Origin of the sequence: Methyloversatilis sp. XJ19-49, assembly GCF_024580145.1 — a bacterium.
Taxonomy (GTDB): Bacteria; Pseudomonadota; Gammaproteobacteria; order Burkholderiales; family Rhodocyclaceae; genus Methyloversatilis.
Window position 1 is genome coordinate 17,698 of record NZ_JANINI010000001.1, and the last position, 12,049, is coordinate 29,746.

At 65.1% G+C, this 12,049-nt stretch carries 8 protein-coding genes; 2 read left to right on the forward strand and 6 right to left on the reverse strand.

Annotated elements, in window-relative coordinates; translation table 11 throughout:
* Window positions 1–35 precede the first annotated feature (35 nt).
* The 5 genes from NMQ16_RS00065 to NMQ16_RS00085 form a co-directional block, all read right to left on the reverse strand.
* Complete coding sequence (locus NMQ16_RS00065) at window positions 36–2,171, reverse strand: hydantoinase/oxoprolinase family protein (RefSeq protein ID WP_257078427.1); 2,136 nt, start codon at window positions 2,169–2,171, stop codon at window positions 36–38.
* 72 nt (window positions 2,172–2,243) lie between these two features.
* The gene (locus tag NMQ16_RS00070; protein ID WP_257078428.1) at window positions 2,244–2,630 is read right to left on the reverse strand and encodes an acetone carboxylase subunit gamma; all 387 of its coding nucleotides are present in this window, start codon (window positions 2,628–2,630) and stop codon (window positions 2,244–2,246) included.
* A gap of 17 nt (window positions 2,631–2,647) precedes the next feature.
* The gene (locus NMQ16_RS00075) at window positions 2,648–4,585 is read right to left on the reverse strand and encodes a hydantoinase/oxoprolinase family protein (RefSeq protein ID WP_257078429.1); all 1,938 of its coding nucleotides are present in this window, start codon (window positions 4,583–4,585) and stop codon (window positions 2,648–2,650) included.
* A gap of 471 nt (window positions 4,586–5,056) precedes the next feature.
* Window positions 5,057–5,599 carry a hydrolase gene (locus NMQ16_RS00080; protein ID WP_257078430.1) on the reverse strand — a complete coding sequence of 181 codons (543 nt, stop codon included), beginning with the start codon at window positions 5,597–5,599 and terminating at the stop codon, window positions 5,057–5,059.
* A gap of 72 nt (window positions 5,600–5,671) precedes the next feature.
* Window positions 5,672–7,279 (reverse strand): 4-hydroxyphenylacetate 3-hydroxylase family protein, encoded by a 1,608-nt coding sequence (locus NMQ16_RS00085; RefSeq protein ID WP_257078431.1) that lies wholly within the window; start codon window positions 7,277–7,279, stop codon window positions 5,672–5,674.
* 66 nt (window positions 7,280–7,345) lie between these two features.
* Between NMQ16_RS00085 and NMQ16_RS00090 the strand changes: the two genes are divergently transcribed.
* Window positions 7,346–8,044, forward strand: a complete 699-nt coding sequence (locus NMQ16_RS00090; RefSeq protein ID WP_257078432.1) for a TetR/AcrR family transcriptional regulator — start codon at window positions 7,346–7,348, stop codon at window positions 8,042–8,044.
* A 6-nt stretch (window positions 8,045–8,050) separates the two neighbouring features.
* Here NMQ16_RS00090 and NMQ16_RS00095 read toward each other — a convergent pair whose 3' ends face one another.
* Complete coding sequence (locus NMQ16_RS00095; RefSeq protein ID WP_257078433.1) at window positions 8,051–9,337, reverse strand: GTP-binding protein; 1,287 nt, start codon at window positions 9,335–9,337, stop codon at window positions 8,051–8,053.
* A 527-nt stretch (window positions 9,338–9,864) separates the two neighbouring features.
* On the opposite strand from NMQ16_RS00095, the gene NMQ16_RS00100 reads away from it, so the two are divergent.
* Window positions 9,865–11,961 (forward strand): sigma-54-dependent Fis family transcriptional regulator, encoded by a 2,097-nt coding sequence (locus tag NMQ16_RS00100; RefSeq protein WP_257078434.1) that lies wholly within the window; start codon window positions 9,865–9,867, stop codon window positions 11,959–11,961.
* Window positions 11,962–12,049 lie beyond the last annotated feature (88 nt).

A 12,049-nucleotide genomic window follows, 5' to 3' on the forward strand; every position in this document is an offset into this window, starting at 1 on the left:
TCATCTGTATGGGTTTGATCGGGATGCCCGCGCGTTCAGCCGCGCAGGAACCAGGACGCACCCTGTTTCGCGGCCACGAAGGTCCAGCCCGGATCCACCAGGAAGGTCGTGACTTCGGAGGCGATGATGGCCGGGCCGGCGATCTGCATGCCGGGCTCGATCGCATCGCGGCTCCATACCGGGGTATCGAAGGCACTTTCGTGGCCCACGAACCAGCACTTGCGGCGGCTGGCCGGGGCGGGCGCAGCCGTACGCGCTTCAGCAGGTACCGGCTTGATGTTCTCGAACTTCACCGTTTCGTGGCGCACGAAGGCGGCGACCCGGATGGTGTTGATGCGGATGCCCGCTTCCGGCGCCTGCGAGCCTTCGCCGAAGCGCTTGCCGTAGTCGTTGGAGAATTGCGTGATGATGGCCATCACGTCGCTCACGCCATTCACTTCATGCTGCGGGATGACGGCGGTGGTCTGCACCAGCTGGTTGCCGTAGCGCATGTCCAGCTCGAGGCTGTGGCAGACGTCCTCACGCGGCACGCCCTGGCGCTGCAGATCCTGGGTGCCCAGTTCCTTCAGCTCGGCCACGATGGAATTGAAGCGGGCGTAGTCGTCGAACAGGTGACGCGTGTTCGAGTCGTAAAGCACCATGTAGAGCGACTGTTCGTGGATGTGCAGCTGGTGCATGTTGCCGGCACCGACCGCCGAGAACACCGAACTGAGCGGCGGCGCAAGGATCTTGTCGATGCTCAGGTTCTGCGCGATGCCGCAGCAGTGCAGCGGACCGTTTCCACCGTAGGCCAGCATGGTGAATTCCTTCGGGTCGTAGCCCCGGGCGCGCAGTTCGGTGAACAGGCCGTTGGCCATGTTGGCATCGACCTTCTCGCGAATCAGCAGCGCCGCTTCGATCACCTCGCAGTCGAGGTCGTCGCACAGCGCGTCTTCGATGGCCGCCTTGGCACGACGCGGATTCAGCGGAATCGACCCACCGGCGTAGTTGGCCGGGTCGAGATAGCCGAGCAGCAGGTCGGCGTCGGTCACGGTTGGATTCATGCCGCCGCGGTCGTAGCAGGCCGGGCCGGGGTCCGAGCCGGCCGACTCCGGACCGCACTTCACCGTGTTGTACATGCGGTCGTAGCTGGCGATCGAACCGCCACCGGCGCCCAGCGTGACCAGGTGAACCATCGGCACGGACACCAGCCAGCGGTCGATGACCGGGTTGAAGTCATAGTGCTTGATGCCGCCTTCGACGACGATGCCGATGTCGTAGCTGGTGCCGCCCATGTCGGTCGCCACCACATTGCCCAGGTCGCACTGCATGGCCAGGTGTTCCGACGCCGCGATGCCCGACACCGGACCGGAGTGGATGGTCTGCAGCGCGTCGGTCGAATTCAGCTGTGCCATGCCGCCGGAGTTGTGGATCACCAGCATCGGCTTTTCGTACTTGTGGGCGCGCAGGTTCTGCTCGAGCGCCGACAGCGCGTGATACATGGTCGAGTGCAGGTAGCCGTCGATGACGGCCGAGGTGGCGCGCACGTACTCGCCCTTGCGACCGGCCACCTGGTGCGACAGGATGATCGGGATCGCGCCGAGCAGGTGCGACGGATATTCCTCGAGCAGGATTTCTTCGATGCGCTGCTCGTTCACCGGGTTGACCACGGAATTCACCAGTGCCACGACGATGATTTCGGCACCGCGGTCCACCAGTTCGCGGATCTGCGTGCGAACGTCTTCTTCGTCGAGCGGCATGACCAGCTCGCCTTGGAAGTCGAGGCGTTCGCGCACGCCGCGGATCATGTGTGCCAGCACCAGCGGCTCGGGGCGCTGCGCGTTCGGCAGATCCTGCTGGCCGAGATTGTCCAGCCCTTCACCGTAGCCGCGGGCACGGCTCAGCGGCACCGTGGCCTCGAAGCCGGCGGTCACCAGCATGCCGATCTTCGGGCCCTTGTGTTCGATCAGGGCATTGGTGCCGAGCGTCGTGGCGTAACGGACCGAATCGACCTGGGACAGGATTTCTTCCAGTTCCAGACCGAGCACGTGATAGGCCTTGCTCAGCGCTTCGTTGAAGCCGAGTGCAAGGTTGTGGTGGGTGGTCAGGGCCTTGGCCTCGATGTGCTTGCCGTCCCACACCACGAAACAATCGGTGAATGTGCCACCGATATCAACTGATACGCGCCTCATGCTATCTCCTCAATTCGTTCGTACTGGCGCGCGGCGCCCCTGCGGACCCGCTCGCCGGCAAACCATCCGGGTTCAGTGGCCGTGTCCCTTGTCCGCAGCGACTGCGGGGCCGACGACCGGCGTCTTCTGCTCGCCGCGGCTGGCCCACTGGGCCTTGAGTGCGGGCAGATCCGGTTCCATGTCGTACAGCGGCGGATGGCCGGGGATGGCGTATTCGGTTTCCACCTGCGTGCCGCAGGACGGGCAGCAGAATTCGAGGATGCGCACCCATTCCGGATCGGGGCTGAAGGTGAAGCGGTACTTTTCCGGGTCGAGGATGGGCGGATGGATTTCGCGCGGGTCACGGTTGTGCACCAGCAGACCTTCCTTGTAGCTCTTCGTGGCCGAGCCGATCACGTGGTCGCACACGCGGCATTCCCAGTTCTCGGTGTCCAGGTCGATGCGCAGATATTCGGTCATCAGTACTTTCATTTGTTTCAGCCCTTCCTGTTCAGCATGATGTCGCCCGCGTCGCTGATGACGAAACTCCAGCCATCAAGCACCCGGCAGGTGAAGTAGTCTTCTTCGAGAATGGCCGGACCGGCGGCCTGGTCGCCCGCCTTGAGCTGGCTCAGCTTGTAGACCGGCACCTCGACGCGTCCCTTGTCGCGGATCAGCACCTTGCGCATTCCGTCGGCCTTGGCGGCGGCGCCCGCAACGAAGCGCGCGGTGTCGGCTGCGCTCGTACGCAGTGACTTGACCGCTCTGAGCTGCAGTTCGACCGCCAGGGCATTGGCCAGCGCAGCGGGCAGGGTGGGCGTGCCGGAGATGGCATGCGTGCTTTCGCTGCCGTCGCTGTTCTCGCCCACGAGCCAGGCTTCGACCTCATATTCGCCGGCGCCGAAGCCTTCGGCGAACATGTCGCGCGATGCCTTGATCTTCAGTGCTTCCAGCGCCGCGCCCAGTGCCTTGTCGCTGCGGTCGTTGAGCGCCACTGCGTAGCGCTGCGAGATATCGCAGGAACCGATGCCGAAGGCGCTGAACACGGCGGCCAGCTTCGGCACGGCCACCTTGTCGATGCCGGCCTTTTCGGCGACGCCGCAGGCATTCAGCGGGCCTGCGCCACCGAAGGCCAGCATCACGGTGTCCTTCGAAATCTTCGTGAAGCGGTGCAGTTCGACGGCGATCTTGTCTTCGTAGGCGTGCTCCATCTTCAACAGCGCTTCGTCGAGATCGACGCCGAGCGGCTCGGCGATCCTGACCTGGACGGCCGTTGCGGCACGGTCCAGATCGAGCGTCATGCCGCCGCCGAAGTAGGACTTCGGATCGAACAGCCCACCCAGCAGGCAGGCGTCGGTGATGGTCGCTTCCTTGCCGCCACGGCCGAATGCCGCCGGTCCGGGCACGGCGCCGACGCTTTCCGGTCCGATGACGACGCGGCCGTTCACCACCTTGATGATGGAACTGCCACCGGCGCCCGCGCTCATGATTTCGCACAGCGGGAAGGACACGCTGATGCCTTCCACGTGACCGCGCTGCACCTCGGCGACCTTGCCGTCCAGACACTGGCCGATGTCGGTCGTCGTGCCGCCGACGTCGATGCCGATCACGTCCGACATGCCGTACAGCCGGGCGAAGGACTTCATGCCTTCCATGCCGCCGCGCGGGCCGGAACTGTAGGTCTTGATCGCCACGGTCTTGGCCACGCGCGAAGCGTCGCCGTCATTGCGGAAGATCAGCAGCGGATTCTTCGTGCGGTAGTCACGCAGGCGCTTTTCCGCGTTGAACAGGAAGGCTTCCATCGCCGGATGGAGGAAGGAATTGATCAGCGAGGTCCAGGTGCGGCGGACCATGTCGCGATCGGTGGACAGGTCGCTGCCGTACAGGATGGGCACCGCGCCGAGCAGGTGGCGCGGGTACTTGCGCAGCGCCACCTTCTTGAAGCAGGTTTCCACCGCCATGAAGTCGGCGCCGTCGAAGCTCACGACGAGGCGGCTGGCACCCATCGCGGTCAGCTTGTTGATCGCCTTGACCACTTCGATTTCGGCACTGGCGCCGGTGACGTCTGCGCCGTCGAGGAACACCACGCGATCACCGACCAGCGCTTCGTACACTTCCGGGTCATGTTCGGCCAGACGGATCGGCAGGTCACGCGACTTGCCGTCGACAATCAGTCCCAGACGCGGGCCCTTGCGTTCGCAGATGGCATTCGTACCCTGCGTGGTCGAGTAGCGGATCAGGTCCACCTCCTCGAGCAGGCGCTTCACGTCCGCTGCGCCGTAGATCACTTCGGACGCTTTGTGAAGACCGTCGAAGAAGCATTTGCTGAGGTCATAGGGTGTGGTGAGCACCTTTGTCTTTTTGACGACGCCGTCCGCCATGATGCAGATATCGGTGAGCGTTCCACCGTTATCGATGTTGATGTGCACTGCCATTCCCCATTACCTCCCACCATCCATTCGTGGATCAAGACCGCTTTTAGAAGATCAGAAATCGATACCGACGCCGCATGGCCTGTCCGCCGGTCGATGACATCGATGCCGCGGACAGGACCCGTGTGACAGTGGATTTCCCGACAGCAGCGACGCAAGCGCTGTGCCATACGGCGATTTATTTCAAGATATTGATTTATTAGGGAATAAGAAACTCGGGCTGACGCGGGGAGCCAGACGATGGTCCGCTAACCGGACGATCGTCCGGTGTCCTGCGATTGCTGCGACGCAATATCGGCGCCGCTTGGGATCGCGTTCAGGACGGGTCCGGAGGACGGATTGCCGGGCGGAAAGGCGTACGGAAAGTGGGGCGGGCAGGTGCGCTGGGAAAGCACGGAAGGGAAGCGCGAACCGCAGTGCGTGCGCGCGCCTGCGGTCGGGCAAGTCGGGCCGGCGGGGCCGCCGGCCTTGTGGTCAGCGGATGAAGCGTTGCAGCACGGCGCGGAAGACCGGTGTGTTCGATTGTTCGAGCCATTCGAACGCCACCATTTCGCGGCTGACGATCTCGGCGCCGTTCTGCTGCATGCGCTGCAACGCCAGCGCCTTGTCCCGGGCGCGTCGGGAGCCGACCGCGTCTTCCACGACGAAAACCTGGCCACCCATGGCCAGCCGGTCCAGCACGGTCTGCTGCACGCAGACGTGAGCCTCGGTGCCGACGACGATCCATTGTCTTCGTCCGGCTTCGGGTGCGCCGAGCAGGCTGCCTTCGGCGAGCGCCGAGAAGTGCGTCTTCTCGACGATGCAACCGTCCGGAATACGGGCCCGCAGCCCGGCTTCGGTCACCCCGAGGCCCTGTGGATACTGCTCGGTCGCCAGTATCGGTACGCCGATCGCCTGTGCCACATCGACCATCCAGGTCGCGTTCTCCAGCACGGTCCGGCCGTCATCGATGGCCGGCAGCAGCCGTCCCTGAAGGTCGATGACCAGAAGCAGGGAGTCGCAAGGTTTGATGCGCATGCTGGCTCTTTCCTGTTGCGCCGGTCTCCCGCCGTTGCGGGAGGCGGCTGGTGTTCGGGTCAGGCCCGGTTGTCAGTCATCGGTCGGGAGGGTGCGGGGCAGCGGCACCATCACGGCCTGCCCGGGCTGGCTGCAGCCCGCGTCGCAGCAGCGGCCGGGCTGCCGGTTGCGCGTGATCGAACGCGTTTCATCAGCCAGCACACCGCGATCGAGCAGACGTTCGACCAGATCGACCTTGTCGCCGACCGGGTAGTTGCGCCAGATTTCCTGCTTCAGCGCGGCCGGCGATCCGCCGCCGTGCAGGCTGATCAGCGAATACCAGCCGCCCTGGTAGGACGCGGTCAGGTCTTCCATGAAGCGCGCGACCTCGATCCGCTTGTCGTACGGGATGTCCGGATTGGCGCGCAGCACCTCGGCCAGCGTCGCGGCCGTGGCCGGGTTGTGGTCTTCGTCCGGGCCGGGCAGGGCGACGATCAGGCCACCCGACACTTCGTGCGCCAGCCGGTGCATGTCGTAGATCTGGGTGGACAGCAGCAGCTTGCCGATATTGGCGAACACCGGCTCCGGCATGAAGGTGTGCGAGTACGGATCGGCCGCCGCATAGACGCTGGCCGCCACGCCGCAGGCGTAGAACCCTTCTGTGATCTTGATCAGTTCGACCATCGGGTCGCGCAGATTGGCCTTGCGGTCCGGGTCCAGACCGTTGGCTTCGCACATCAGCGCGGCGGCGCCGATCAGCAGGTCGCCAAAACCGGCGCGCGCCGCGATGCAGCTGTGGCGGTGATGGGTGGCGTAGTTGTAGGTGACGGCGCCCGAGTGTTCCCACTCGCCAGCCAGGAACACGCGCTCCCAGGGCACGAACACCTGGTCGAAGATGACCACGCCGGTGGACTGTCCGTAGCGGCGCGAAAACAGCGGTGAGCCGTGTTCGGGTTTCTCGCCCGGGCGCCCGGCGGGTCGGGCGACGATGGTGATGCCCGGCGCGTCGACCGGCACCGCGCAGCACACGGCAAAGTCGGCGTCCGCTTCCGTCATGTTGCGCGACGGCATGACCAGGAACTCATGCATGTAGGGCGCACCGGTGACGATGGCCTTGGTGCCGGAAATGACGATGCCGCGGGCGTTGCGCTCGACGATGTGCAGATAGACGTCCGGATTCGACTGCTGGTGCGGCCGCTGGCTGCGGTCGCCCTTGGCGTCGGTCATCGCGATGCCCAGCGTCAGGTCTTCGTCCTGCACGCGCTGAAGATAGTCGGCGAAGCGGGCGCCGTATTCGGTGTTGCCCCGCGCGTCATCCAGTCGCGCCACCGCCTGACCGATGCCATTGAGTGCGTCATGCGCCAGATAGCGCTGCGCGCAGCCTGTTTCCTGACACAGGATGCGCACCGCTTCGAGCTTGTTCAGCAGGTCGCCGGACGACTCGTTGATGTGCAGCATGCGATTGACCGTGCGGCCGCTGCGCGTCTGCAATGCCGTCATCAGCGGGGCCCTGGCCGGGTCGTGCGCGAAGTCGTAGCTCACTGCGAGCGCGTTGATGCCGGGCTGCAGCGACGGCGCATCGACGACCGAATCGATCCGCTGGCCATCGACGTACACGGTGGGGGCGTACCTGCGCAGGGACTCACGGTAGTCCTGTCCGGTCATCAGCGTGGCGGTGCCGGGTGGCGCGTGCTTGTGCATGGGAAGTGTGGTGTGTTCCATTGATTGAACACTGTTCAAATAATTGCGTCAGGTTAAAATCAGGCCATGGTCAAGTCAACCGTACGGTCACCGGACGACGCCCCGGCGCAGGCTGAACCGAGCGCGCCGCGCGTGCTGCGCGAGGCCGTCATCAACGAAGCGCGGCGCATGCTGATCCTTGATGCCGCGCGGTCCGCATTCCTGGAACTGGGGCTCGATGGCGCCAGCCTGCGGGAAATCGCCAAGCGTGCCGGCTACACACCGGGCGCGCTCTACAGCTACTTCGGCAGCCGCGAGGAAATCTACGCCGCACTGCTCGGCGAGTCGCTGCTGCGTCTGCAGCGCCGTGTGGATGACGCGACGCCGGCGGATACCGGGCCCGTGACGGATGAGCGTGCCGCGCTGATCGCGTTGCTGCGTGCCCGGGTGATGGCTTTTTTCGACTTCTATCGCGAGCACCCGCAGGACATGGACCTCGGGTTCTATCTGTTCAATGGCGCGCGGCCACGCGGTCTGACCCCGGAACTGAACCAGCAGCTGAACGGCCGGCTGCAGGCCACACTGCAGCCGATCCAGACCGTGCTGGTCCGGCTCGGTCTGAATGAAGCGGAGGCGGTGATCGAAACCACCGCGATCTTCGCCCACACCGTCGGCCTGCTGATGCTGAACAACACCGGCCGCATCCGCTTGTTCGGGCAGAACGCGCAGGACCTCCTGGTGCGCTATCTCGAGCCGCTTTCTGCGCGCTTCGCCGGCCCCGCCTGACGCCGTTCAGCCGCCGCCGCGAACCGGTGCGGGGCGCGCCGAAAAGCGCCGGGCCTGAACGACCCAGCCGTCTGCCTGCAGGCCGCCGGCTTGCGCGACCGGCATTCTCTGCGACAGCCAACAGCGCGTCGCCATGAAAGGGTTGGCGGCCACCGCGCGCGCGGCGGCTGCCTGCGGCGGAAGATTGGCAAGCATCGTGCGGATGAGGTCGCGCTCGTCTTCACCGATGTCGCGCGTGATGAACACCAGACGCCCGTGGCGATCGTCGAACGGGCCGCCTGCCGGCCACGCGGGCAGGCGCAGCGGCGGGTAGGCCACGTCCTGCACGCACTGGATCACCTGCGGCAGGTCGTCGCCGGCCACATTCATCAAGCCTTTCACCCGCAGCAGACGCGGGCCCCAGGTCTCCAGGATGCGGCCCATGGCGACTGAAAACCCGTACCAGGGAACCGGTGCTTCGAAGCGGACGACGAAGCTCGATACCGAATCGTCGTGGCGCGCCGACGTTGCGCGCGCCGGTGCCGGCTGCGTGGTCCAGCGCAGCGGAGCCGCGGCCTGTGCGGCCCGGGCGCTTTCATCGAGCACGCGTTCCTCACCCAGCCACGCCGCCACATCCGGCAGCTTGCCGGCGGTGGAATAGATGCCGCTGCCGAACAGCTGGTCGGGCTCGATCCGCCCATGGCGCACGTCCAGACGCTGCGCGCCCGGATTGAGCATGTCGATCCGCGCATCGAGCGCCGTTCGGCTGTCGGCATCGGCCAGGTCGCCCTTGGTGATCAGCAGGCGGTCGGCCATGGCGATCTGGCGCAGCGCCTCCTGATGGCGGTCGATCTGCTCCAGGCCGTGTGTTGCATCGACCGCGGTCAGCACGCTGTCGCACACGAAACGTGCGGCGATGAAGCGCTCTTCCATCAGCGTGTAGATGACCGGCACCGGGTCGGCCAGACCGGTGGTTTCGATGAGCACCCGCGTGACCGGCGGAATTTCGCGCTTCGAACTTCTGAGGTGCAGCTGCCTGAGTGCCGCCACCAGATCGCCCTGCACGCTGCAGCACAGGCAGCCGGAATCAAGCAGAACGGTGGTGTCGTCGAGTCTTTCCACCAGATGGTGGTCGATGCCCACCTCGCCGAATTCGTTGATCAGGACCGCAGTGCCGGCCATCGCCGGATGCTTCATCAGGCGGTTCAGAAGGGTCGTCTTGCCGGCACCGAGAAAGCCGGTCAGCAGGCTCACCGGGATCCGGTCCACCGGGGCGGAACCGGTGCGGGCAGTCGATGGAACACGAGAGGTCAAGGGATTCTCCGAAGGTTCTGGCGGCGCGGGCGAGTCCGGGAGCCCGGAATCCTCTGGCGCGTTGCAACGGTACTCGAGTCGCCGACCGGGTAGTACCCGGCCTGCGCAAACGCAGCTTTCGCACCAGCGGCCGACGGCGTGACCCGCCCGCCGCGATGATGCATTTCACCTTTGTTATCAATGACTGAACCCCGTTCGTGGCCGCTACAAGCGTGGTGCAGGCGATCGTACTTTGGTATAACGCATCATTGTAGAGGGTCGGGGTCGCATCGCTCTCGTGTCCGCTTCGGGATACCGACGCACAGAGCCGGTCAGCGGTTCTTGTGGCAACGGTTCCCGCGCACGCGCGCAGCGGCGTCACCGGCAGACCCGTGCTTCTCTCCCGTTGCAAGGCGGGACAGTCCGATCCCCCGCATGTTGGCCAGATTGATCCGGATCGCTGCGGCCTTGCCGACGCGTGCCGCTCGACCGCGTCGGCAAGACGATGCGCGGATGCTGCGGTGCTTCAGGACAAACCAGGGAGGTGCATGAGTTCGACCACTTCAGCCCAGCTGTTTTCCGAGCCGGAAAACGATCATCAGGTGATGGCGTCGTGGGAGCGTTTCCTGAATGGCGACGAGGGCGGTGCGGATGCCCTGCGCCGCCTGATCGATGATTCATGGCGACGCTGCCAGGGCGCCAGCGTCGATCCGGCGATCTATCAGGCGCCGCCGCCGATCAAGGAAAACTCGCTGCATTCGCTGCAGACCGAATGCAGCGAACTGCTGACGGCGAGCACGCCGGTGATGGCTGCGGCGCGCGACTTCCTCGCGGAAACCGGTACGGTCATGGTGCTGACCGACCAGAGCGGCACGATCCTGAATCTCGAAGGCGACATGTCGACGCGTGGCGCAGCGGAGGACGTGCATCTGCTGTCCGGCGCCAACTGGAGTGAACTCGCCTGCGGCACCAACGCGATCGGTACCGCGCTGGCGGTCGGGCATGCCGTGCAGATCCACTCGGCGGAGCACTACTGCGCGGGCATCAAGCGCTGGTCCTGCGCGGCCACCGTGGTGCGCGACCCGTACGACAAGTCCATCCTCGGTGTCGTCGATGTGTCCGCCCTGACCGAGTCCTACAACCGTCTCAGTCTCGCGCTGGTGCTCGCGACGGCAGGCCGCATCGAAAACCGGCTGGCCAAGCTGGAACTGGACATCCGTTACCGCCTGCTCGAAGAGTGCGTCGCCCGGCTGTCCAGCCGGACCACCGATGGCGTCATCGTGTTCGACCGTCGCGGGCGTGCCATCAAGTCCAACGGGCGCTCGTCGGCGATCATTTCCGATCTGGGCATCGACGCGGCCGCCGTCGATCCGGAAGGGCTGTCATCGCTGAGCTTGCGCTGGAACAAGCGAAAGGATTCGCCGGACGATCTGCCCGACTGGATACGCCGGGAGTGGGTCGAGCCCGTCATCGAGAATGGCGAGCACATCGGCAGTGTGCTGACCCTGCCGAGCCGGCGCGGATCGATGCTGGCAGGCAGTCGCCGCAGCAGTCTGCCTGCTGCCAGCGGCGACGCATCCGACAAGCGCGGTTTCGAGAGGATCATCGGTCAATCCGATGCCCTGATGCAGGCAGTCAGCCGCGCCCAGCAGTTGGCCAAGTCCCGCGTGCCGGTGCTGCTGCTGGGAGAAACCGGCGTCGGCAAGGATGTGTTCGCGCGCTGCATCCATGAATCGGGGACGTCGGCGGGCGCGCCATTCGTGGCGTTGAATTGCGGTGGCTTTTCGCGCGAGCTGCTGTCGAGCGAGCTGTTCGGTTACGCTGAGGGCGCCTTCACCGGTGCCCGGCAGGGCGGGGCCATCGGCAAGATAGAAGCGGCCAGCGGCGGCACCCTCTTTCTCGATGAAATCGGTGAAATGCCGCTCGATCTGCAGCCCCACTTCCTGCGCGTGCTAGAGGAGGGCGAGGTCTATCGAATCGGTGAAAACAAGCCGAGAAAGGTGAGCTTCCGGCTCATTGCCGCAACCAATCGCGACCTGCGCAAGGAAATCCAGTCCGGCGGATTCCGCATGGACCTGTTTTACCGGGTGGCCGTCACCAGCATCAACATCCCTTCGCTGCGTGACCGCACCGACGATATCGCGCTGCTCGGCGAGTATTTCCTGACGCAACTGTCGCACCGGCACGACATGCCCAGGCGGACCTTGTCACCTGCCGTCCTGAGCGTATTGCAGCGGCACGCCTGGCAGGGAAACATCCGCGAATTCCGCAACGTGATGGAAAGCATGCTGCTCATGTCCGGGAACACGGTTCTGGACGTGAGCGATCTTCCGCCTCATGTGCTGTCGCCACCACTGTCATCCGCATCAAGCCCTTCAGCGGCGACCGTTGTACCGGCCGGATCCGTCGCGGCAATGACGGTTGCGGACGGCGCCACGCCATTGACCGGCATGGAGAATGCCGAACGGGAAGTGATCTTGAACGCCATCATCAAGCATGGCGGAAACATGACCGCCGCTGCGCGCGAAGCGGGCATCGCCAAGAGCACGCTCTACGTGAAGCTCAAGCGCTTCGGCATCGACGAGCGGCTTAAACGCTCCGGTCTGGACGGCCTCACGCGTGACCGGCAGGACATGCCGGCCTGATCACGACGGAACGTCGTTCAGTGGCTGCCGGATTGCGCCATCGCGCAGTGCCACAGCACCCTTGCGCACCGCAAGACCTGCCCCAAGT

Coding starts and splice junctions, on each gene's coding strand:
- NMQ16_RS00070 (WP_257078428.1), bottom strand. CDS start 2,630: ATGACCGAATATCTGCGCATCGACCTGGACACCGAGAACTGGGAATGC.
- NMQ16_RS00080 (WP_257078430.1), bottom strand. CDS start 5,599: ATGCGCATCAAACCTTGCGACTCCCTGCTTCTGGTCATCGACCTTCAG.
- NMQ16_RS00090 (WP_257078432.1), top strand. CDS start 7,346: ATGGTCAAGTCAACCGTACGGTCACCGGACGACGCCCCGGCGCAGGCT.
- NMQ16_RS00100 (WP_257078434.1), top strand. CDS start 9,865: ATGAGTTCGACCACTTCAGCCCAGCTGTTTTCCGAGCCGGAAAACGAT.
- NMQ16_RS00065 (WP_257078427.1), bottom strand. CDS start 2,171: ATGAGGCGCGTATCAGTTGATATCGGTGGCACATTCACCGATTGTTTC.
- NMQ16_RS00085 (WP_257078431.1), bottom strand. CDS start 7,279: ATGCACAAGCACGCGCCACCCGGCACCGCCACGCTGATGACCGGACAG.
- NMQ16_RS00075 (WP_257078429.1), bottom strand. CDS start 4,585: ATGGCAGTGCACATCAACATCGATAACGGTGGAACGCTCACCGATATC.